The 20494-nt window shown below is 52.7% G+C and carries 27 protein-coding genes; 26 read left to right on the top strand and 1 reads right to left on the bottom strand.

What is annotated here, in order from left to right; genetic code table 11:
• Positions 1 to 678: 678 nt before the first annotated feature.
• The 18 genes from ltrA (SIC19_RS01390) (at position 679) to SIC19_RS01305 (ending at position 15011) form a co-directional block, all read left to right on the top strand.
• Positions 679 to 2004, top strand: coding sequence for a group II intron reverse transcriptase/maturase (gene ltrA / locus SIC19_RS01390; RefSeq protein WP_127400988.1), 1326 nt, complete (start codon positions 679 to 681; stop codon positions 2002 to 2004).
• A gap of 851 nt (positions 2005 to 2855) precedes the next feature.
• Complete coding sequence (gene ltrA / locus SIC19_RS01385; RefSeq protein ID WP_127400988.1) at positions 2856 to 4181, top strand: group II intron reverse transcriptase/maturase; 1326 nt, start codon at positions 2856 to 2858, stop codon at positions 4179 to 4181.
• Between the two features lie 169 nt (positions 4182 to 4350).
• A complete protein-coding gene (locus tag SIC19_RS01380; RefSeq protein ID WP_289601060.1) occupies positions 4351 to 4857 on the top strand; it encodes a hypothetical protein in 507 nt (168 codons plus the stop codon).
• 46 nt (positions 4858 to 4903) lie between these two features.
• Positions 4904 to 5758, top strand: coding sequence for a TIR domain-containing protein (locus tag SIC19_RS01375; protein ID WP_289601061.1), 855 nt, complete (start codon positions 4904 to 4906; stop codon positions 5756 to 5758).
• An 86-nt stretch (positions 5759 to 5844) separates the two neighbouring features.
• Positions 5845 to 6219: a hypothetical protein gene (locus tag SIC19_RS01370; RefSeq protein ID WP_289601062.1), complete on the top strand. Its 375-nt coding sequence runs from the start codon at positions 5845 to 5847 to the stop codon at positions 6217 to 6219.
• A 135-nt stretch (positions 6220 to 6354) separates the two neighbouring features.
• Positions 6355 to 7038: a hypothetical protein gene (locus SIC19_RS01365; RefSeq protein WP_289601063.1), complete on the top strand. Its 684-nt coding sequence runs from the start codon at positions 6355 to 6357 to the stop codon at positions 7036 to 7038.
• A gap of 42 nt (positions 7039 to 7080) precedes the next feature.
• A complete protein-coding gene (locus tag SIC19_RS01360) occupies positions 7081 to 7401 on the top strand; it encodes a hypothetical protein (RefSeq protein ID WP_164834383.1) in 321 nt (106 codons plus the stop codon).
• Positions 7402 to 7483: 82 nt separating this feature from the next.
• Positions 7484 to 7810, top strand: a complete 327-nt coding sequence (locus SIC19_RS01355; RefSeq protein WP_269400289.1) for a hypothetical protein — start codon at positions 7484 to 7486, stop codon at positions 7808 to 7810.
• Positions 7811 to 7864: 54 nt separating this feature from the next.
• Positions 7865 to 8188, top strand: coding sequence for a hypothetical protein (locus tag SIC19_RS01350; protein ID WP_289601064.1), 324 nt, complete (start codon positions 7865 to 7867; stop codon positions 8186 to 8188).
• 108 nt (positions 8189 to 8296) lie between these two features.
• Positions 8297 to 8764, top strand: a complete 468-nt coding sequence (locus tag SIC19_RS01345) for a hypothetical protein (protein ID WP_269400293.1) — start codon at positions 8297 to 8299, stop codon at positions 8762 to 8764.
• A gap of 131 nt (positions 8765 to 8895) precedes the next feature.
• A complete protein-coding gene (locus tag SIC19_RS01340; protein ID WP_269400299.1) occupies positions 8896 to 9261 on the top strand; it encodes a cupin domain-containing protein in 366 nt (121 codons plus the stop codon).
• Between the two features lie 123 nt (positions 9262 to 9384).
• A complete protein-coding gene (locus tag SIC19_RS01335) occupies positions 9385 to 9669 on the top strand; it encodes a DUF3144 domain-containing protein (RefSeq protein WP_269400284.1) in 285 nt (94 codons plus the stop codon).
• A 195-nt stretch (positions 9670 to 9864) separates the two neighbouring features.
• Positions 9865 to 10173 carry a transposase gene (locus tag SIC19_RS01330; RefSeq protein WP_041333525.1) on the top strand — a complete coding sequence of 103 codons (309 nt, stop codon included), beginning with the start codon at positions 9865 to 9867 and terminating at the stop codon, positions 10171 to 10173.
• Positions 10128 to 11027 carry an IS3 family transposase gene (locus SIC19_RS01325; protein WP_144402177.1) on the top strand — a complete coding sequence of 300 codons (900 nt, stop codon included), beginning with the start codon at positions 10128 to 10130 and terminating at the stop codon, positions 11025 to 11027. Before SIC19_RS01330 ends, SIC19_RS01325 begins: the two co-directional genes overlap by 46 nt.
• Positions 11028 to 11068: 41 nt before the next feature.
• The gene (locus SIC19_RS01320) at positions 11069 to 11359 is read left to right on the top strand and encodes a hypothetical protein (protein ID WP_269400283.1); all 291 of its coding nucleotides are present in this window, start codon (positions 11069 to 11071) and stop codon (positions 11357 to 11359) included.
• 545 nt (positions 11360 to 11904) lie between these two features.
• Positions 11905 to 12348 (top strand): SRPBCC domain-containing protein, encoded by a 444-nt coding sequence (locus tag SIC19_RS01315; protein WP_289601065.1) that lies wholly within the window; start codon positions 11905 to 11907, stop codon positions 12346 to 12348.
• Between the two features lie 928 nt (positions 12349 to 13276).
• On the top strand, positions 13277 to 14602 hold the full coding sequence (ltrA, locus tag SIC19_RS01310; protein WP_127400988.1) for a group II intron reverse transcriptase/maturase: 1326 nt from the start codon (positions 13277 to 13279) through the stop codon (positions 14600 to 14602).
• Positions 14603 to 14708: 106 nt separating this feature from the next.
• Positions 14709 to 15011, top strand: a complete 303-nt coding sequence (locus tag SIC19_RS01305; protein WP_085681055.1) for a DUF2004 domain-containing protein — start codon at positions 14709 to 14711, stop codon at positions 15009 to 15011.
• A gap of 41 nt (positions 15012 to 15052) precedes the next feature.
• Here the strand turns inward: SIC19_RS01305 and SIC19_RS01300 are convergent, their stop codons facing one another.
• Positions 15053 to 16006 carry an IS110 family transposase gene (locus tag SIC19_RS01300; RefSeq protein ID WP_126810255.1) on the bottom strand — a complete coding sequence of 318 codons (954 nt, stop codon included), beginning with the start codon at positions 16004 to 16006 and terminating at the stop codon, positions 15053 to 15055.
• Between the two features lie 392 nt (positions 16007 to 16398).
• On the opposite strand from SIC19_RS01300, the gene SIC19_RS01295 reads away from it, so the two are divergent.
• From SIC19_RS01295 to SIC19_RS01260, 8 genes are all read left to right on the top strand, one after another.
• Positions 16399 to 16713: a hypothetical protein gene (locus SIC19_RS01295; protein ID WP_126810254.1), complete on the top strand. Its 315-nt coding sequence runs from the start codon at positions 16399 to 16401 to the stop codon at positions 16711 to 16713.
• A gap of 1 nt (position 16714) precedes the next feature.
• Complete coding sequence (locus SIC19_RS01290; RefSeq protein ID WP_126810253.1) at positions 16715 to 17215, top strand: hypothetical protein; 501 nt, start codon at positions 16715 to 16717, stop codon at positions 17213 to 17215.
• A gap of 147 nt (positions 17216 to 17362) precedes the next feature.
• Positions 17363 to 18214, top strand: coding sequence for a hypothetical protein (locus SIC19_RS01285; RefSeq protein ID WP_126810252.1), 852 nt, complete (start codon positions 17363 to 17365; stop codon positions 18212 to 18214).
• A gap of 91 nt (positions 18215 to 18305) precedes the next feature.
• Positions 18306 to 18674 carry a hypothetical protein gene (locus SIC19_RS01280; protein ID WP_126810251.1) on the top strand — a complete coding sequence of 123 codons (369 nt, stop codon included), beginning with the start codon at positions 18306 to 18308 and terminating at the stop codon, positions 18672 to 18674.
• A gap of 85 nt (positions 18675 to 18759) precedes the next feature.
• Positions 18760 to 19239, top strand: coding sequence for a hypothetical protein (locus tag SIC19_RS01275; protein ID WP_126810250.1), 480 nt, complete (start codon positions 18760 to 18762; stop codon positions 19237 to 19239).
• A 94-nt stretch (positions 19240 to 19333) separates the two neighbouring features.
• Positions 19334 to 19735, top strand: a complete 402-nt coding sequence (locus tag SIC19_RS01270) for a hypothetical protein (RefSeq protein ID WP_126810249.1) — start codon at positions 19334 to 19336, stop codon at positions 19733 to 19735.
• Positions 19736 to 19853: 118 nt separating this feature from the next.
• Positions 19854 to 20132 carry a type II toxin-antitoxin system RelE/ParE family toxin gene (locus tag SIC19_RS01265; protein WP_127400989.1) on the top strand — a complete coding sequence of 93 codons (279 nt, stop codon included), beginning with the start codon at positions 19854 to 19856 and terminating at the stop codon, positions 20130 to 20132.
• Positions 20132 to 20425 carry a HigA family addiction module antitoxin gene (locus SIC19_RS01260; RefSeq protein ID WP_023012140.1) on the top strand — a complete coding sequence of 98 codons (294 nt, stop codon included), beginning with the start codon at positions 20132 to 20134 and terminating at the stop codon, positions 20423 to 20425. Before SIC19_RS01265 ends, SIC19_RS01260 begins: the two co-directional genes overlap by 1 nt.
• Positions 20426 to 20494: the final 69 nt, after the last annotated feature.

The following is a 20494-nucleotide window of genomic DNA, read 5'->3' as shown; positions in this document are numbered from 1 at the left end:
GTTGCGGGGCCGTCCGCCGAAGCCCGATTCCTTGCTTGCCTGCTACTCTGAAGTTCAGGTTCGTTCACCGCATCGACGGCGGAGTTTTCAATCACAATGCATCGGCGTACGGCGGTGCCAGGGCAGCGGAGCATGCCGTCAAATTGTCAGCCAGGGTATGGTCTTTCTCGTTACCCACAGCTAACAAGGCAATTAAATTCGTTCCGGCCTACGGCCTCCACCGGACGCCCTTGTCAGGGCGCCGTTTATTGCTGGCGTGTGTGCCGGGCATGGCACAGAACTAGGGAGGTGAAAGTCCTCCTGCCAGGTGTTCGCAGAGCCGAAGGCTAGGAGAAGGGCAAGGGCGTCATCGCGAGGTGGGGTCTGGAGGAAGCCCAATCCAAAGCGGCGGGGCGACGAACAGGAACCCGATACGAGGTGTGGTACATCCGGGGCGAGCGGGCACGTGACCGCGAAGCCCTCCTTCTGCGACCGGGATGTGCTTTATAAATCGGGCGTTCACGCCGTGAAAGCTCTGTGCCTTACCCCGGGAGGTCTGCTGCGTGTGGACGGACCCACTGAGAGACGAGCGATCGCCTCTGATCGCGTGGCAGAAATCAGCCGAGGGCATAGTAGGTTCGCCCGTGAACCGAAGGCCCGAACAGAGACAGGAGTCGAGGTTCCGTGCAGGGAAACGGGATGGCATCCGCAAAGCAGCTTGCGCTGCCCCTGGTAAAGCCAGGGGATGAACCTGTTTCCGGAAATCGGGAAGACTCGCACTCCGATCAACCCTCACCGTGGATGGCGCGTGTATTGAGCAGGGACAACCTCAATCGCGCCCTGAAACAGGTTCGACGTAACAAGGGAGCGCCGGGCATCGACGGCATGACCGTGGATGAACTGCCGGATTATCTACGCCAACACTGGCCAGAGATCCGGCAACAACTGCTCCAGCAGACCTACCGACCAAAGCCGGTACGGCGGGTCACCATTCCCAAAGCCAATGGCGGTTCCCGCCCATTGGGCATACCGACAGTGCTGGATCGCTTCATCCAACAAGCGATTGCCCAGGTTATCCAGCAAGACTGGGAACCGCGCTTCCACCCACACAGCTATGGCTTCCGACCGGGACGCTCTGCTCATCAAGGGGTCCGATACGGACAACACTGTGCCCGGGAAGGCCGTGACTGGGTGGTGGATCTGGACCTGGAGGCCTTCTTTGACCGGGTGAACCATGATCGCCTGATGACACGGTTGAAACGGCACACGCCGGACAAGCCGCTGCTCAGGCTGATCAACCGGTATCTGAAGGCAGGGGTCCAGATCGAGCACCACAAAGCCCCGACACGAGAAGGCGTGCCGCAAGGCGGGCCACTGTCTCCGGTGTTGGCCAATGTGGTGCTGGACGAACTGGACTGGGAGCTGGAACGGCGCAACCTGAAATTTGCCCGCTACGCGGACGACTGTCAGATCCATGTTAGCAGTCGCCGAGCTGGTGAGCGGGTAATGGTGAGTCTGACGCGCTTTATCGAGGACTCGCTGAGGCTCACAGTGAATACACGAAAGAGCGCGGTAGACCGGCCCTGGAAGCGAAGTTTCCTGGGCTTCACCCTCAGCCGGAAAGGGCAACGCTTGAAGGTGGCTGACAAAGCCATCAGCAAGCTGAAAGCCCAGATCCGGACACTGAGCCGCCGAACACGGGGCCACTCACTGGCCCAGGTGATCACAGATCTGAAAGAGACCCTGCTTGGTTGGAAAGCGTACTTCGACGCAGCCGAAGTACTGAGCCCGCTGCGGGACCTGGACAAGTGGATACGGCGGAGAATGAGAAGTTACGTGTGGAAGCAATGGGACCGAAAAGGGTATCGTGAGCTGAGAAAGAGGGGTGTCTCGGTCGAGCTGGCCTGGAACACCGCCAAATCGGCCCATGGACCGTGGCGGCTGAGTCATTCGCCGGCCCTGCGGCACGCCTTACCGGCCCGATTGTTCCGGAGCTATGGACTGCCGGAATTGGCAGTGCGGTAACGGGTTGAATCAAGTCACTGAATCGCCGTGGTACGTGATCCGTATGCCCGGTGATGTGGGAGGAGGGGCACCGTGAGGTGCCTCCCTATCCCGATTAAATGCCTGGCTCCGGCGTTCTTGGGTTTGGTGTTTGGTCACTGGCTGTCAGTTGTCTTCGGGCAGAACACAGCCCTCGGTTTGGCGACGGTTTTCGCGGCCAATTCGGTGTTTGGGTCGCGGGGCCATCCGGCGTAAACATCGGGCTGTTTCCGCTTGTTCAGTGTTCTGGTTCCTAGCGCCATGGGTTGCGCTGGTGCAAAGTATCGGGAGTAGGCATTCAGCATTGGGTGCCGCAATAAATTGCCGGGCAGCTCCGGCATCTAACCAGTCGCAGCAGTTCGTGGCCTACGGCCACCGGACGCCCTTGTCAGGGCGCCGCTGTGCTTCAGCGTGTGTGCCGGGCATGGCACAGAACTAGGGAGGTGAAAGTCCTCCTGCCAGGTGTTCGCAGAGCCGAAGGCTAGGAGAAGGGCAAGGGCGTCATCGCGAGGTGGGGTCTGGAGGAAGCCCAATCCAAAGCGGCGGGGCGACGAACAGGAACCCGATACGAGGTGTGGTACATCCGGGGCGAGCGGGCACGTGACCGCGAAGCCCTCCTTCTGCGACCGGGATGTGCTTTATAAATCGGGCGTTCACGCCGTGAAAGCTCTGTGCCTTACCCCGGGAGGTCTGCTGCGTGTGGACGGACCCACTGAGAGACGAGCGATCGCCTCTGATCGCGTGGCAGAAATCAGCCGAGGGCATAGTAGGTTCGCCCGTGAACCGAAGGCCCGAACAGAGACAGGAGTCGAGGTTCCGTGCAGGGAAACGGGATGGCATCCGCAAAGCAGCTTGCGCTGCCCCTGGTAAAGCCAGGGGATGAACCTGTTTCCGGAAATCGGGAAGACTCGCACTCCGATCAACCCTCACCGTGGATGGCGCGTGTATTGAGCAGGGACAACCTCAATCGCGCCCTGAAACAGGTTCGACGTAACAAGGGAGCGCCGGGCATCGACGGCATGACCGTGGATGAACTGCCGGATTATCTACGCCAACACTGGCCAGAGATCCGGCAACAACTGCTCCAGCAGACCTACCGACCAAAGCCGGTACGGCGGGTCACCATTCCCAAAGCCAATGGCGGTTCCCGCCCATTGGGCATACCGACAGTGCTGGATCGCTTCATCCAACAAGCGATTGCCCAGGTTATCCAGCAAGACTGGGAACCGCGCTTCCACCCACACAGCTATGGCTTCCGACCGGGACGCTCTGCTCATCAAGGGGTCCGATACGGACAACACTGTGCCCGGGAAGGCCGTGACTGGGTGGTGGATCTGGACCTGGAGGCCTTCTTTGACCGGGTGAACCATGATCGCCTGATGACACGGTTGAAACGGCACACGCCGGACAAGCCGCTGCTCAGGCTGATCAACCGGTATCTGAAGGCAGGGGTCCAGATCGAGCACCACAAAGCCCCGACACGAGAAGGCGTGCCGCAAGGCGGGCCACTGTCTCCGGTGTTGGCCAATGTGGTGCTGGACGAACTGGACTGGGAGCTGGAACGGCGCAACCTGAAATTTGCCCGCTACGCGGACGACTGTCAGATCCATGTTAGCAGTCGCCGAGCTGGTGAGCGGGTAATGGTGAGTCTGACGCGCTTTATCGAGGACTCGCTGAGGCTCACAGTGAATACACGAAAGAGCGCGGTAGACCGGCCCTGGAAGCGAAGTTTCCTGGGCTTCACCCTCAGCCGGAAAGGGCAACGCTTGAAGGTGGCTGACAAAGCCATCAGCAAGCTGAAAGCCCAGATCCGGACACTGAGCCGCCGAACACGGGGCCACTCACTGGCCCAGGTGATCACAGATCTGAAAGAGACCCTGCTTGGTTGGAAAGCGTACTTCGACGCAGCCGAAGTACTGAGCCCGCTGCGGGACCTGGACAAGTGGATACGGCGGAGAATGAGAAGTTACGTGTGGAAGCAATGGGACCGAAAAGGGTATCGTGAGCTGAGAAAGAGGGGTGTCTCGGTCGAGCTGGCCTGGAACACCGCCAAATCGGCCCATGGACCGTGGCGGCTGAGTCATTCGCCGGCCCTGCGGCACGCCTTACCGGCCCGATTGTTCCGGAGCTATGGACTGCCGGAATTGGCAGTGCGGTAACGGGTTGAATCAAGTCACTGAATCGCCGTGGTACGTGATCCGTATGCCCGGTGATGTGGGAGGAGGGGCACCGTGAGGTGCCTCCCTATCCCGATTAGCTTGAAACGAGGTATGCAAAATTTACTTTGATCAGAAAATCGTAATATCGGTTCTCCTGAGCATCTTCGCTTTGATTGTACCTTGGCTTTTGAGGGTCTTTTCTGGAGTTAAGAGCAAGAACGCAGCTTTCCTGGCGGGTGCCGCGGTAGTGCTATTCTTCGTTGCGGCTTCGCTTTCCTATCTATTTACGGAACTCCAAGAAAAGTCGAGCTTGATGAAAGATCAGGCAAAAGCTGAAGTTTTTGCTCTAGAAAACAACGTTGAGAATACTGCCCCTGGGCCTGAAAGAGACAGGCTTATAAGTGTGCTGGAGTCAGCAAGAAAGACGGCTGATGATGCGGGGGATTTGGAGCAATTTGTCAGTATTTTAAACCTCATGGTCATATTTTTCGGTTTGAGCATTGCTGCAAATTACATGACTGATGCTACCTACAGGCGCGGCTTCACAGAAAAATATTATGAGATTCCCGATCAGATTAATCGCCGGCTTGATCGCTTAGAGAATCAACAGATGTTTATGAATGTTTTACTTACATCGGCGATTGTTGTCTTTGGCGTGATGGCGCTGGTTAGTTAGCTAAGCTTTAGCTATCGAGAAGAAGCTCTCAGAAAGAAGGAAAAGTATGAAAATTTTTATCAGTTGGTCGGGGGAAACCAGCAGAAAGGTTGCAGAGGCAGTTCGCGAATGGCTACCGACTGTGCTGCAAACGGTCAAACCTTACTTCACTCCCAGTGATATCGAGAAGGGTACACGCTGGTCATCCGATATTGCGCAGGAACTTGACGATTCCATGGCGGGCATTTTTTGTGTCACGAGCCAAAATCTCAATAGCCAATGGCTTATGTTTGAGGCGGGAGCGATTTCAAAGAAGGTAGATCAATCTCTGGTTTGTCCGATTCTGATTGGGCTGGATAATTCAGACATCAACGGTCCACTAACTCAATTTCAAACGACGTTATTTGAGAAATCTGACTTTCGTCGACTTGTCTCAGATTTGAACAAGGCCAACAAATCCAATGTTTTGGAGGAAGGCGTTCTCAACACAGTTTTCGAGAAATTTTGGCCGGAGCTTGAGGCCAAAGTTAAGGGCATAGTCGAAGCGAGTGGGGATGAAAATGGCGCTGCCACCGATCTTCGGTCAGACCGAGAGCTTCTTGAGGAAGTGTTGGACCTTTCGAGAGCCCTAGCAATCCAGAAATCTGGAGGCTTCAAAGCATACAAGGAGCTGTTCGGCCTCATCTCAGATTTTCTATCAGCGTACTACGTAATTTTTGAAATAGACTGGGAGCACACGAAGTTGTGTCTTGAAAACCCAGATTCCTTCATATCGAGCTCCGGCACATTTATAAATCCTGGTGTCGCAGATGAGGAAAACAACTGGGGAAACAGGCCGATGCTTCTAAACGCATACCGTAGATTAGTCGATTATATTGAGAGCAATGACATCGATATCCAGACGTACCGGTACGGAAGCTAACAATGCCAGTCACGGCGACGTCTACTACATTGCGGCTTCGCCTCCATTCCGTAGCCGCGCGTGCTGAGCGGCGTTAGGCGTTGCAGATGAATAAAGTTGGACTGATAGCTGCAGCAGCATTAGTAGTGGTTTTGGTAGCAATCATGGTCGCGCTGGCGTCGAATCCGCTGCGCAGTTCCGATGAAGCGGTGCAAGCCTGGTTACTTGAAGCAGTGCCTATTGGTTCAAGCATCGATGATCTGGAAAGGATTGCCCAATTGCGAGGCTGGCGAATCAATTCCAAGTGGGACGGAGGTACGTCACATTCGAATTGGGGGGGCGTAGAAGGAGACAAGGTGGTTTGGATTTACCTCGGTGGTTACCGCAATATATTCAGAACAGACTTGGATTCTTTCTGGGCTTTTGATGAGTCTTCGGGTCTTACAGATGTAACGACGCGGAGGATGACCGATGCACTCTGAGCAGGCATCGCCTAACAAGGCGCATCAATTCGCGGCCGGTGGCCGCCGGACACCCTTTACATTGCGGCTGCGCCTCCATTGCAAGGGCGCCGTTGTGCGCTGGCGTTAGGTTTGCCCGTTTCAAAAGGATTTCAATTGAGAGACCTAAAGCAGCTCATCGAACTTGCGGAGGCAAATGAACGAGATCCGGCCACACTCCATCGAGCCATAGAAATCTATGAGCAAATAATCAATGAGCATGATTATTCGCTTGACTCTACGATGGCCGCAGTAGCGCTTGACCGAATCGAGCAAAGTGAAACTCCGCCGGCACAGATCAAGCAAGGTGAAACCTCGCCGGCACCGACCGCCAAACGAAAACGTTCACAGGTTGAGCGCGTGCTTTTCCGACTAGCCATTTTATTCTACGTTGCCTCGTTGGTTCTGCCGGTCGATGGTTACTTCTTCGCGGGAGTGGTAATGCTAGTTTTGTCTGTTATCGGGTCAGTTTTGATATTTCCTGAGGCGGTTTCTCGAATCCCCAGCGATCCTGCAGCTGCTTTCGGCCTAATTGCCGTGCTTATGCCTTTCTACAACATTCTTTTCCTCGTTGCGCTGACAAGGTTTTGGGAGACTGGTCGCTCACGATTTTCTGTCTTCAGAATCGGTTTCTACACCTGTACAGTTTACAGCTTGGTGTGGTCAGCTATGGCTTTGTTCACAGACGTTGAGAAGTTTTACATTTTTGGGCTATGGGCAGCGGCTTTTCTGTTTTTATCCTTGGCAGTTGCTATTTGCACCGAAAAAAACCTAACCAATGCAGGCAAGGGACGCTCCTGACGTCGCGCCCCTGCTGCAAGCGTTATGTTTTAAGGAGGTAGTTTGAGTAAAGTCGTTGGACGCTGGCGAATTAAGTGGATGGAAATGTGGGATCAAGACTTTGTTGATCTTATCGAGCCCGGATACTTCCAGTTCGATGAAGATGGCCTCGGCTTTTTTGTATTCGGAGCAGTTGAGGGCCAAATCGACTACCGCATTCCAGATGATGGAGGGCGAGTCGAGTTTTCTTGGTCTGGAAATGATGATGGTCGTGAAAAGTCTGGCCGTGGTTGGTTTCAGTTTTCATCTTCAAATTCAGCGAAAGGGGAACTCTTCATTCATTGTGGAGACGAGTCGGCCGTAGAAATCGAATATCAAACATAACCAGGCGCGGCACTCGGATGCCTTTGTCTCCGCTTCGCTACGTCAAAGTCACCGGTGCGCTAAGCGTTAGAGGTATAGCTTAATGAAACAAGAGTTATTCAATCCAAAGAGATTTATCAGGCTATTCTCTCAAACCCTTGCGTCCGGCTTGGCGATTTTCTTCCTCAATCAATTTTTCGGAATTTCCATTGATGATATGCAGGCTGTAATGTTCATCGCGTTGGTTGTCTGCATATTGCTAATAGCTTATCTGGCCCAAAAAAGTAGTCGTCTTACAAAAAAATGGCGCACGAGGCTGGAAACTGCAGAGCAAGACTTTAGAGCTGCAAAAGCGCAACTCAGGAGCCTTGAGGAACGAGCTGAGAAATGTGAGAAAAGCTCTAACCAGTCACGTAAGGCGGACGCGTGAGACGCGCCGCTTCGTTTTCGCGTTAACCACATTGGCAACCTGGAGAGTCGAGCATTGTGGAAGTTTGACCCAATCCTCAGAGATGCTGGCTACTATCGTCGGCGTTGGTCATTCATTAATGGTTTGTTCAGTTTCGTATTCCTGGTTGCCGGAACGGTGGCATTCTACTTCGACAATGTGACGCTACCCGGGCGCACGGGCCTTGCTGAGTTTTCGGGTAAGTGGGCCCACGGGGTAGGGGTAGCTTCCTTCTTTATTGCTGCCTATTGGATTTACCAGTCGGTAAAGGAGTATCGAGTCTCTTTGCCCATACTTCTGGCCCCGTTTCTAGTTGCGACGACGGTGTCGGCAATTTTGCTGGCCATCAAGTATGGTTAACAAGTCGTTGTAGTACGTTCCGGGCCTACGGCCCTACACCGGACGCCCATTTCGCTGCGCTGCATGGGCGCCGCTAAACTCTGGCGTTAGGCAATAATAAGACTACCTATGGCAAAAATAGAATATACATATTTACAAGATCTTGATCGGGGTGAATTGCTTTCAATCTTAAATAAAGACAAGATCCGTGAGCATTTAGTAGCACACGGCCTGTTTAACGAACAATCATTGGCAGAATGGGTTGCAAGCAAGGTTAGCGTGGATTCAACTAATGGATGTAAAGTAAGAGGAATCCGTGTAAATGGGGCTGTTGCTGGTTGGTGTGGAATCCAGTTTGAAAATGAATCCTATGAGCTCGCAATAGTTTTGAATGAAACCTACTGGGGTGTTGGTATTGGCGTGTTCAAAGACATGATGGTGTGGGCTTCAGAGTTGGGTCACAGTCATGTGGTATTGCATTTGTTTAACACTCGCCCTGAATACAAGTTTCTGACAAAAATGGCATCGCGGGTATACGAAAGCGTAATGTTTGGTCAAAAATATACGAGCTATGAACTTAGGGTACCAAGTGCCTAACAAGTTGCTCCATTTGACGCAGCGGTCTACGCTCCTTTTTGTGCATTCGCTGCGCTCATTGTTGCACAAAAATCCGCTACAACCGCTGCGCAAATGAGCAAGGCGTTAACTGTTACTGAAAAGGAGTTCACATGAGCTATCAGGCGGTAAATTTCAAAAACAAGCTCGGCCTCTTCGATGAGCAATGGTCACCAAAGGTCATCGCCGAGATGAATGACTACCAGTTCAAAGTCGTCAAAATCCAGGGTGAGTTCGTTTGGCATGACCACACGGATACAGACGAGACGTTTATCGTGCTTGAGGGCAGTCTGAGAATTGATTTCAGAGATGGGTCTGTGAATCTGTCTGAGGGAGAATTGTACGTTGTCCCGAAAGGCATCGAACACAAACCTTATGCGGAACACGAAGCAAAAGTTTTGCTTATCGAGCCACGTGGCGTTGTGAATACTGGCGACGAGGTTGGCAGCAAAACGGCAGAGAATGACGTTTGGATCTGAATCAGTTAACAAGTCATTCCAGTTCGTTCCGGCCCTGATGGGCCTCCACCGGACGGCCTTTTCTCCGCTTCGCTACGCAAAGGCCGCCGCTGAATATTGGCGTTATGCACTGAAGGAGAGTCCGTGCAAGAAGTAGATAACGAATTTTATGAAAGGGCGGATGCTCATATCCACCTTTCAAATGATCAGATCACCACGGAAGTGGGTATAGGGAAAGTGAGCGCGTCAAATATGTATGCCACTGCGCGCTTTAATGCTTGGGTTAGTGCTTGCGGGTGGAATTCCTCGGAAGAAATGGCTGCAGCCAAAGATGAAACATTGGAGTACTTCGTAGCGGAGTATCGAAAGATGTTAATGGAAAATCTTGACGACTACATTGAGAATTTTGAGTCTTATATGAGGCCCTAGGGATAAATGCATAACAATCAGCGGCAGAGCGACAGCCAACGCTACGCACCTTTTGTGTTACTCGCTGGCGCTCAAACATTAACACAAAATGCGCTCCGCGCTGGCTGCGCCTGCGCTGGGCGTTAGTGGTCCGAGTTACCCATGAATAGTAGACACCTTCTATAGTTAGGGTTGCCCCTAGCACGGAGGTGCTCCATGAGCCGCAAGAAGACCCAGGCCTACACCGAAGAGTTCCGTCGGGAAGCCGTTCGCAGATCCGATCAGCCAGGTAATACAGCCGCTTCGGTTGCCCGTGAGCTAGGCATTCATCCGGGCCAGATCTACAACTGGCGTCGTCAGTTCACCCGCCTGTCGGACAAGCAGTTTAACAGCGTTGATGGCGTCGATTATTCCAAGGCCGAGAGCGAAGCCATGCGCAAGCTGCGGCGCGAGAACGAGACCTTGAAGAAGGAAAACGAATTTCTAAAAAAGGTGTCTGCGTACTTCGCGAAGTCCCAAGAGTGAAGTACGCGCTGATCAGTGAATTCTGTCAGTGCTACGCGGTGCGCCTGATGTGCCGGGTGATGGAAGTGTCAGCGAGTGGCTATTATCGCTGGAAACAGCGCCCAGTCAGTTTGAGGGAACAACGCAGGGCGGAAACCGAAGCGGCCATCATGGAGACCTACGAGTGCTTCAAAGCGCGCTATGGTGCCCCACGGATCGCCCAGGAATTAACGGCCAGTGGCACACCCTGCTCGGTCAACTACGTGGCCGGGATCATGCGGGCAAAGGACATTCGCGCCCGCAATGGCAAAGCGTTCAAGTACAGCCGCTCGTCCGAGGCAATGACCAACGTCGCAGACAACCTGTTGTGGCGTCAGTTTGCCGCTGAACGGCCGAACCAGAAGTGGACCACCGACATCACGTATATCTGGGTGAAAGATCGCTGGCTGTATCTCGCCACCGTGATGGACCTGCACTCCCGCTACATCGTTGGGTGGTCACTGGATATGAGCATGACCGAGACGTTGATTACCGATGCCCTGAGCATGGCGTATGGCCGCCGAGAGATTAGTCCAGGGCTGATTGTGCACTCGGATCGGGGTGTGCAATACCGCTCAGTGGGCTATCAGGAATACCTGCGCTCCAAAGACTGTGTGCCCAGCATGAGTCGGAAAGGGAACTGTTGGGACAACGCCCCGATGGAATCGTTTTTCAGTCGATTGAAGGTGGAGCTGGTCTATGCCGAGTGTTTCGAGTCGATCGCGGCGGCCAAATCCGCTATCTTCGAGTACATCGAAGTGTTTTATAATCGAAAGAGAAGACACTCCGCTTTGGGCTATCTCAGCCCGGTGGAATACGAGCGCAGATGCGCATAACCGAGTGTCTACTTTTCGTGGGTAGGACCATGGTGTCAAAGATGGAGCTATCGAGAAAAACCGAAAAGGTCGTCAAGCTAATGTTTGGCAGTGATGAAGTGGGCGAAGTCGAGCAGATTCTGATAAAGAGCTGTTCCAATACTGTACCTGGCTGCCGGGATTGGTCCGAAGAGAGCTTGGAGCGAGTCTGGTTATCTGTTCTCAAGATCAGCGAGGGACGTATGGAGGATCTTCGGAAGGCTGTTGCATTAGCAAACACAGATTATCGCGATTTGCTGATGTCAGCCGGTTTCGGTCATGACCCCGAGGCGCACAAGCGCTGGTACCCATGATCAAGAAAACCACTAACAAATCGCTTAAGTTTGTTGCGGCCTTCGGCCTCCACCGGACGGCCCTGTCGGGCCGCCGCTTAGCTTGGCGTTAGTGGCTGTGGCTTCGGTCCTTTTAGGTTGCTGTGTGCCAGTGGCCTTGGTGCCGGGCCTGGTTGCCAAACCCGCATAATTTGGTGAGCACCAAGGCCGTCATAATGCGCGTCCAGTTTGGTTGCTCCAGCAAGCAGAATCGGTGGCGGGAAATTCAGTGTTCACCGTGTGGGGCCGTCAGCCGAAAACTTTGTCTGGATCTGCTACCTTTGAGTTCAGGTTCATTCACCGCATCGTTGGCGGTGATTCAAACATAGTGCATCGGCTGATGTCGGTGCCGGGTTACGGAGTAGGCCGTCACGGTCAGTGCCAGGGAACAGGCAGTGTCATTACCTGCCACTAACCAGTCGCTGTAGTACGCGGCCGATGGCCGCCGGACGCCCTTTACATTGCGGCTTCGCCTCCATTACAAGGGCGCCGCTAAGCTTCGCGTTAGATTGACAGAAGGAGGAGCCATGAGCACACCGGATGTTGAGGTAGGAATAGATATCGATGCGGGCGCTGAGGTCGTTTGGAAAATTCTTTCAGATTTTGAGCACTGGGATGATTGGCACGGTCCCGGAATCGAAATAAAGAAGAATGATGAACGGCCTGAGAAATTGATATTTCGCGCCGGGCCGCTACCTGTCACCATTAACCTTTTCGGCGTGAAAGTCGTTGATGGGAAATCAATCGAATGGACAGGTGCTTTGCCATTAAGTAGGTCGCTGCTGCATGGAAAGAGAAAGCTCATCTTGGAAGAAACTTCCAAAGGATCTTGCAGGTTCACACAAAAAGAATCATTTTTTGGCTTAGTCAGCCCCTTGTTTCGCAAGAAGCTGTCAGCGCTTTACCAAAAGAACTATTCGCAGTTCAACGAGAACATGAAGTCAATCGCGGAATCACAATCTAACCAGTAGTTGCAGTTCGTTCCGGCCCTGGCGGCCCTCCACCGGACGCCCTTTTCTCCGCTTCGCTGCAAAAAGGTCGCCGCTGAACAAAAGCGTTAGCTGGTAGTGCCCTGTTCGTTTTTTGGTGGTTGGGTGCCATGGGGCCTTGGCCGTAAGCAGGCAGCAAAATCGTCAGTTTCGGTGTTCCGCCAAGGCCGTCAGAATTCGCAGTGTTGCTGGCAGCTCAATCGGTCGCAGGTGTTGGTATAGAAATCTGTGTTTGCCTTTGTGGGGCAATCCGCCGAAAACTCGATCCTGGTCTGCTACCCTGAAGTTCAGGTTCATTCACCGCATCAAAGGCGGTGGTTTTAATCACGATGCATCGGCGTATGGCGGTGCCAGGGCAGCGGAGCATGCCGTCATGTTGTTAGCCAGGGATTGGTCTTCCTCGTTACCCCCAGCTAACCAGTCGCTTAAGTACGTTCCGGCCTTCGGCCTCCACCGGACGCCCTTGTCAGGGCGCCGCTTAGCTTCGCGTGTGTGCCGGGCATGGCACAGAACTAGGGAGGTGAAAGTCCTCCTGCCAGGTGTTCGCAGAGCCGAAGGCTAGGAGAAGGGCAAGGGCGTCATCGCGAGGTGGGGTCTGGAGGAAGCCCAATCCAAAGCGGCGGGGCGACGAACAGGAACCCGATACGAGGTGTGGTACATCCGGGGCGAGCGGGCACGTGACCGCGAAGCCCTCCTTCTGCGACCGGGATGTGCTTTATAAATCGGGCGTTCACGCCGTGAAAGCTCTGTGCCTTACCCCGGGAGGTCTGCTGCGTGTGGACGGACCCACTGAGAGACGAGCGATCGCCTCTGATCGCGTGGCAGAAATCAGCCGAGGGCATAGTAGGTTCGCCCGTGAACCGAAGGCCCGAACAGAGACAGGAGTCGAGGTTCCGTGCAGGGAAACGGGATGGCATCCGCAAAGCAGCTTGCGCTGCCCCTGGTAAAGCCAGGGGATGAACCTGTTTCCGGAAATCGGGAAGACTCGCACTCCGATCAACCCTCACCGTGGATGGCGCGTGTATTGAGCAGGGACAACCTCAATCGCGCCCTGAAACAGGTTCGACGTAACAAGGGAGCGCCGGGCATCGACGGCATGACCGTGGATGAACTGCCGGATTATCTACGCCAACACTGGCCAGAGATCCGGCAACAACTGCTCCAGCAGACCTACCGACCAAAGCCGGTACGGCGGGTCACCATTCCCAAAGCCAATGGCGGTTCCCGCCCATTGGGCATACCGACAGTGCTGGATCGCTTCATCCAACAAGCGATTGCCCAGGTTATCCAGCAAGACTGGGAACCGCGCTTCCACCCACACAGCTATGGCTTCCGACCGGGACGCTCTGCTCATCAAGGGGTCCGATACGGACAACACTGTGCCCGGGAAGGCCGTGACTGGGTGGTGGATCTGGACCTGGAGGCCTTCTTTGACCGGGTGAACCATGATCGCCTGATGACACGGTTGAAACGGCACACGCCGGACAAGCCGCTGCTCAGGCTGATCAACCGGTATCTGAAGGCAGGGGTCCAGATCGAGCACCACAAAGCCCCGACACGAGAAGGCGTGCCGCAAGGCGGGCCACTGTCTCCGGTGTTGGCCAATGTGGTGCTGGACGAACTGGACTGGGAGCTGGAACGGCGCAACCTGAAATTTGCCCGCTACGCGGACGACTGTCAGATCCATGTTAGCAGTCGCCGAGCTGGTGAGCGGGTAATGGTGAGTCTGACGCGCTTTATCGAGGACTCGCTGAGGCTCACAGTGAATACACGAAAGAGCGCGGTAGACCGGCCCTGGAAGCGAAGTTTCCTGGGCTTCACCCTCAGCCGGAAAGGGCAACGCTTGAAGGTGGCTGACAAAGCCATCAGCAAGCTGAAAGCCCAGATCCGGACACTGAGCCGCCGAACACGGGGCCACTCACTGGCCCAGGTGATCACAGATCTGAAAGAGACCCTGCTTGGTTGGAAAGCGTACTTCGACGCAGCCGAAGTACTGAGCCCGCTGCGGGACCTGGACAAGTGGATACGGCGGAGAATGAGAAGTTACGTGTGGAAGCAATGGGACCGAAAAGGGTATCGTGAGCTGAGAAAGAGGGGTGTCTCGGTCGAGCTGGCCTGGAACACCGCCAAATCGGCCCATGGACCGTGGCGGCTGAGTCATTCGCCGGCCCTGCGGCACGCCTTACCGGCCCGATTGTTCCGGAGCTATGGACTGCCGGAATTGGCAGTGCGGTAACGGGTTGAATCAAGTCACTGAATCGCCGTGGTACGTGATCCGTATGCCCGGTGATGTGGGAGGAGGGGCACCGTGAGGTGCCTCCCTATCCCGATTAGGTGACTGAATGAGTAACGAAGCTAAAGCTCTCGAAGGTATCAGAAAGGCATCTGGTACAGAGCGGGGTGAGTACAGTATTGATGAGTTTGTTTCGCATCATATAGATGAACTTCCTGGAACATACTGGGAAAAGCATTTGAGCACTGAAATTCCATCGAGTGAGCAAGTCATAGGTCTATTAGTTTTACGCTCGAAATGGGAAAACGAAGAGGTCTATGACTTTACGCTACCCGACGACGTTACAGACTATGTAGTAAGTGTGTCTTTCGATGAAGATGGAAAGATCGAAGACATTGAAATGGAGAGCTAGCGAATGCACCTAACAAGTGACTGTGGTGTCAATTCCATAAATTAAGCCATTTCGCTCCGCCAGGATTCCTGGTTTTTGACCATGGTATTGAGCACCACAATCATTTTTCTCATGCAGGCGATGAGGGCTACTTTTGGGATCTTTCCCTGGGCTTTCAGGCGCTCATAAAAGCGCTTGAATACGGGGTTGCATTGGATGGATGAGAGCATGGCCATGAACATGACAGTGCGAACTCTGTGGCGGCCACCGCGTATTCTCCGCTTGCCATTCAGCTTGCCGCTGTCCCGGTTTATGGGTGCGACACCGACTAGTGCGGCGATCTCTTTTCGGTTCAATGATCCTAGTTCCGGGAGCTCACTGAGGAGGGTGTAGGCGAGCACCTTCCCAACACCGGGCATGCTGGTCATGACCTCCATTTTGGTACGCCAATGGCCCACTTTAGCCACTTCCTGCTCGATCTGTCGGGTTACGGCTTCAATCTGATTCTGAAGCATCCTGAGCAGGCTTTTAATGGATCGATGAAGAGGCTTTGGCATGATCTGGAGGCGGTTTTTCTCCATGGTGGACATCTCCATAAGCTGAGCCCGCCTGGCTAATAAGCCTCTGATCTTTTGTGATGTTTTGTCCGGGATGGGTCTGAATTCCGGCTTGAGTGTGGCGGCATATTTGGCAATCACCTGGGCATCAATCCGGTCGGTTTTGGCGAGCACGCCGATGGCTTGGGCGTAGCGCCTGACACTGATTGGGTTGACGACAATGATGGGCAAGCCGGCCTGATTGCTGGCCTGAACCAAGGCGTGCTCATGTCTCCCTGTGGCCTCCACTACAATGCGTTCAATGTCATAATTCTTGAGGATTTTTATGAACCGGCGAATGTGAGCTTCGCTGTTGGGAATTGAATAAAACTGTCCGGAAGGATGGAGAGCGATATCAAGGTTGGCTTTACCGACGTCGACACCGATATTAACGGAGGTTTGGATTTGGCTGCTGTTCATAATAAGCTGACTCTGCCTTGCTATACGGGCTCGAGGCCCCGATGACTGTTCGAGTTATCGCTTGAGAGTCATGCAGCGCTACGCACTTGTTACCGGTCTCTCGAATGAGGAGCCTGCCATCATCGAGCTGCTGCATGAAGGCCCCCAGCGGCCACTGGGGGTGGGCCTCAATTTACCCAAACACGGCAGAAATTATCCATACAAGGCCAGGCACAATCGCCCCTTCGGGGCTGGACCTCCGCACTGCGTGCTCCGGCCTGTGCTGGCGGCGTTATGGGCCCAGTCATCAGGAAGATCAGGGGTTTCATCTCTGGAGTTAACTAAGCGATATTGTTAGAATTTTCTCGGCATCAGGACGGTGCCGAAGAGTCATCGACAAAAAGGAGAAGGGAATGAGATCAGATGACAGGGAATATGTAGCTGCTGTAATCAATTTTTTCTGGCAAGGCTTGGCGCAGCCTCACTCAGTGAACGAAAACGCCGCAAAAGTAATGTATGAAGCCCTCACAGAAGCTCAGGGATGTACTGCGTCAATAGATTTAGTACCAAGACCGACTTACACGCCAAGCATTAATTACATCATCAAAGAAATAGCAAAAATTGGCCAGAGAATAATGTCTGGAGATACCTCGCTTTATAATATGTGTCGAGACCAAGTCGCTGCAAATTATAAAACTCATATTCGCGCAGCATTATGGGGCCTTTAATATGAATAAGTTTTTTATTTTAGCGCTTATTTCATTTTTTCCTTTCTCATTGTCAGCAAGTGAAAGTGATTTGCGTATAATTTATGGCGAGCTTGATTTTTATATCCCTAATAATCCCGTGGTAGTGGGATACCTTGGAACAGATAGCGAAATTCTAATCGCAAAATACAGCGACGAGCCCGGGAAGGATATCGTTGGCTTTAGTCTAGATAAGGAGGTAAATACAGGTGGCTGTAGCCCGGAAGCTTTCTTTAGATCTGTTTTAAGTGAAAGTGAGGCTGAGTGTGATGGAGCTGCTGTTGAATCTTTTCGATATGTCTTCATGAAAAACAGAGATTCAGGAATATGGTCAGGTGGCGATAAGGAATTTTTCTATTTTATCGGATCAGATAAGTCCACGGTATTTATGACAGAAAAAGGCGCTGATAGTAGAACATACAAAATAGAATCAAATTTTTTGAGCAAAGAAAGAATCAAGGATATATTCTCAAGCCATCTTTAGTTTCCTGAATTTGATTGCTACTGACACTCAAAAGCCCATAACCAGTGCAGGCACGGCGACGCCCATTACATTGCGCCTTCGGCTCCATTCCAAGGGCGCGCGTGCTGCAAGCGTTATGTTTTGGTGCCCTAGCATGAAACGGATTCTATGAAGGATATTGGGAGTCGAATTGAGAAAATTGAGGCACTACTCGAGGAGGGCGCAGTCAGCAGTCTCACCTATGCCGCGCTCGAATCTCGGTTCACCATTGAGCTCATCTGCTACGAGCGGTTGATGACTGCTTATGGCTACACGTCCTATTCCGATCTTCGAAAATGGCAACCAAAGGATGTTGTTCAACAAGTTGTACAGGAAGCCAATGAGTTAGCAGCGACGTCTCTCAAATTTTCAATATCCGCGACACCTGTAGATCCCAACAATCCGCCGCAATCAGTTACCGACTACGAGAACTTCGAATATGTTGAAGTTGGCACTCAGACAGGCTTCGATGTTAAAGAGATTGGGAGACTTTGGAATTCTCTTTCCGGCGCGGCACTCCATGTGCAGACACCGAGAAGTAAGGACAGTGATCTGTCGGTCTATGGTGATCCCGTAAAAATCAGAACCAAAGTGGAGAAAGCGCTCGATCTATTTAGAAAGGTTGCGGAGGGTAACCTTTTAACATCTAGTCCAGGCCCTGAAGTCTCTTACAAGTGTGATGATTGCGGAGCCACGATCAAGCGAAAAGTTGAGCTTGTTTACGATGGGATGGTGGCAAGTTGTAGTTCAGAAGCATGCAAGGAAAGCTACATTCTGACAATAAGTGAATCAGGTGTTGAGTTCGGCCGGCGGCAAAAATTGTTCCCTTGTGATGGGTGCGGCAAAACGATAGCGCTTCCTGCAAAACTAGCTGAGGGGCTCAGGATAGATCAGCTCCTGACAGCAGAGTGTGAGGACTGCGGCGAAAAGACAGAGATAGTGCTTCGACCATGTAAGGTCGTGCGCAGCAAAAAAACATAACCAGGCGCGTCACTCGGATGCCTTTGTCTCCGCTACGCTGCGCCAAAGTCACCGGTGCGCTTCGGCGTTAGGCACTACTAAGAGAGTCAGAGTGGATAGTGAAAAAGTAAGAGAGATCTGCGCACATTTAGAGTCTACCGCAGAGATGATTGGCTTCGAGCTTCAGCCGAGAGTTTCGTCTTGTGATGCATTGGAAAGCATCGTTTTAGGACTATCCGAATTAGACGAGGCAGGGCCTTTAAGTGGCGCTGTATTCATGTGTGGAGTCTATCTTGGAGAGATCATACGCACAGAAGTGGGCGGTGACTGGACATACTCAAATCAAACTACCCAGTACTGTTTGGAAGTCGCTGGTAGGCAATATTTTCCAATAGAGCAGGTAAGGGACTACGTTGAAAGGCCTGCGGAAAAAGGGCTTCTATTTTATGCACAAGCAGCAATTTCTAAGTCCAATGCCTAACAATACCATTAAGTTTGTTCCGGCCCGATGGGCCTCCACCGGACGCCCTTGTCAGGGCGCCGTTTATTGCTGGCGTTAGAAGCCTATGACGAGAAGAATCCTGATATCGATAATCGTAGTAGGCTGGATAGTAGCCTCGATTCAGCTGATCCGAACGGTATTCAGCACTACTCTTGATCATGGGGTTTTGTCGATAGCGAGCATAACTCTCGGTTTGCTGTTAGCAACAGGGCTCAAAGTGGTCTTCAGTAAAAGAAAGGTTGCTTTCAATTGGCCTATAGCGGCTTTCGTTTTGGTGTTCCTGTCAACCACAGGCATTGCCTTGCTCAACTACCAATTGGCCTCATCGCACGATCAGAAAAAGGATTTTATCGTCAAAGGTTCGGGTGAGAGGGCAATACGATACGATTTGATTGAATACGTCGTGCTTACTGATGGAAACGTCTCATTCACCTTTACGGGATTCGATAAGGAATCAAAGCCACGGGCGGGGGATGCCTTAAAGGGCGTGGTGAGGAAAGGTTTTTTTGGATTCGATATTGTAGAGATAGAAGATCAATCATGAGACTGGGAGTCAAACCAGCTTCTAACCAGTGGGTGAAGCCGACCGGCACTACGCTGCGCTTCGTTCCGGCGGCTTACCTCGGCGTTAGAGCGATATGAAAACATTCTCAGAACCTCAAATTGGGATCGTGAAGGGCGCATTGCTTGGGCCGTTGGCCGTTTTTCCCGCGGTTTTATTGCTTCCGCTTGGCGCGGCGCTTATCGGCATCGACTATGGCAGCCTGACCGATGTGTTCTTATCGACCCTCTTTGTTGGTTTCTGGGGAGTGTTCATCGCTTATGTTTCTGCGCTAATTTTCGGTTTGCCTGCATGTTTGGTTCTGTTGCGGTTCAAAAGGCTTAACTATCCGAGTCTCTCGGCCTTGGCCCTGGTACCAGCAGTAGTAACTGGGGTTGTCTCGAGGGATGCTGTTCTGACCTTGATGATCGCTTACTTTTCGCTTGCGGTTAGTTCAGGTGGCTGGATTGTGGGCCGTAAAAGTATCCGAGAGCTCTAACAAGGCAATTAAATTCGTTCCGGCCTTTTGCCTCCACCGGACGCCCTTGTCAGGGCGCCGTTTATTGCTGGCGTTAAGCTCTATTGTTGCGTGGTGCGCAACATGCTGGCATTCTATTATGATTAAATCATTCCGTCACAAAGGACTGAAGCGGTTCTACTCGACCGGCCACACGTCTGGCATACAACCCGACCATGCCAAGAGGCTGCGTATGCAGCTGGCTGCTCTGGATACGGCCACTTCAATGGAAGACATGGATATCCCTGGTTTTCGGCTTCATCCATTGAAGGGCAAAGACAAAGGCCGCTGGTCGATTAGGGTTAACGGAAATTGGCGCATGACGTTCGAGTTCCAGGACGGCAACGCCTACATTCTTGATTACGAGGATTATCACTAATGACTATGCATAATCCGCCTCATCCTGGTGAATTCATTCGCGAGGTGTACCTGGAGCCTTTCGGTATCAGTTCTCGTCAGCTTGCTTCCAGTCTGGGCGTTTCACCTTCTACTTTGTCTCGGCTGCTCAAAGGGGATAGTGGTATTAGCCCAGAAATGTCGTTGCGGCTGTCCAAGGTTCTCGGGCGTACTCCTGAGAGCTGGTTGGCGATGCAAGATATGTATGACCTATGGGTGGCTCGCGGTACAGTCAATCTGGATGGTATTCATCGCTTGGACTTCGAAGCAGCTTAGCCAGGGGCTGTTGTCGAACGCACCTATGCTGGTGCTCCGGTACGCCGCAAAGCCAAGGCGTTATATTTC

This window comes from Marinobacter sp. MIT930201 (genome assembly GCF_047122665.1).
Taxonomy (GTDB): Bacteria; Pseudomonadota; Gammaproteobacteria; order Pseudomonadales; family Oleiphilaceae; genus Marinobacter; species Marinobacter salarius.
This window is presented reverse-complemented; position numbering and strand designations above follow the sequence as displayed.

Bases quoted from the DNA above. Each gene is read 5' to 3' on its own strand.
- SIC19_RS01290 (WP_126810253.1), top strand. From the start codon at position 16,715: ATGAATAAGTTTTTTATTTTAGCGCTTATTTCATTTTTTCCTTTCTCA.
- SIC19_RS01270 (WP_126810249.1), top strand. From the start codon at position 19,334: ATGAAAACATTCTCAGAACCTCAAATTGGGATCGTGAAGGGCGCATTG.
- SIC19_RS01300 (WP_126810255.1), bottom strand. From the start codon at position 16,006: ATGAACAGCAGCCAAATCCAAACCTCCGTTAATATCGGTGTCGACGTC.
- SIC19_RS01375 (WP_289601061.1), top strand. From the start codon at position 4,904: ATGAAAATTTTTATCAGTTGGTCGGGGGAAACCAGCAGAAAGGTTGCA.
- ltrA (WP_127400988.1), top strand. From the start codon at position 13,277: ATGGCATCCGCAAAGCAGCTTGCGCTGCCCCTGGTAAAGCCAGGGGAT.
- SIC19_RS01340 (WP_269400299.1), top strand. From the start codon at position 8,896: ATGAGCTATCAGGCGGTAAATTTCAAAAACAAGCTCGGCCTCTTCGAT.
- SIC19_RS01330 (WP_041333525.1), top strand. From the start codon at position 9,865: ATGAGCCGCAAGAAGACCCAGGCCTACACCGAAGAGTTCCGTCGGGAA.
- SIC19_RS01285 (WP_126810252.1), top strand. From the start codon at position 17,363: ATGAAGGATATTGGGAGTCGAATTGAGAAAATTGAGGCACTACTCGAG.
- SIC19_RS01295 (WP_126810254.1), top strand. From the start codon at position 16,399: ATGAGATCAGATGACAGGGAATATGTAGCTGCTGTAATCAATTTTTTC.
- SIC19_RS01260 (WP_023012140.1), top strand. From the start codon at position 20,132: ATGACTATGCATAATCCGCCTCATCCTGGTGAATTCATTCGCGAGGTG.
- SIC19_RS01305 (WP_085681055.1), top strand. From the start codon at position 14,709: ATGAGTAACGAAGCTAAAGCTCTCGAAGGTATCAGAAAGGCATCTGGT.
- SIC19_RS01275 (WP_126810250.1), top strand. From the start codon at position 18,760: ATGACGAGAAGAATCCTGATATCGATAATCGTAGTAGGCTGGATAGTA.
- SIC19_RS01345 (WP_269400293.1), top strand. From the start codon at position 8,297: ATGGCAAAAATAGAATATACATATTTACAAGATCTTGATCGGGGTGAA.
- SIC19_RS01320 (WP_269400283.1), top strand. From the start codon at position 11,069: ATGGAGCTATCGAGAAAAACCGAAAAGGTCGTCAAGCTAATGTTTGGC.
- SIC19_RS01355 (WP_269400289.1), top strand. From the start codon at position 7,484: ATGAAACAAGAGTTATTCAATCCAAAGAGATTTATCAGGCTATTCTCT.
- SIC19_RS01315 (WP_289601065.1), top strand. From the start codon at position 11,905: ATGAGCACACCGGATGTTGAGGTAGGAATAGATATCGATGCGGGCGCT.
- SIC19_RS01265 (WP_127400989.1), top strand. From the start codon at position 19,854: ATGATTAAATCATTCCGTCACAAAGGACTGAAGCGGTTCTACTCGACC.
- ltrA (WP_127400988.1), top strand. From the start codon at position 679: ATGGCATCCGCAAAGCAGCTTGCGCTGCCCCTGGTAAAGCCAGGGGAT.
- SIC19_RS01370 (WP_289601062.1), top strand. From the start codon at position 5,845: ATGAATAAAGTTGGACTGATAGCTGCAGCAGCATTAGTAGTGGTTTTG.
- ltrA (WP_127400988.1), top strand. From the start codon at position 2,856: ATGGCATCCGCAAAGCAGCTTGCGCTGCCCCTGGTAAAGCCAGGGGAT.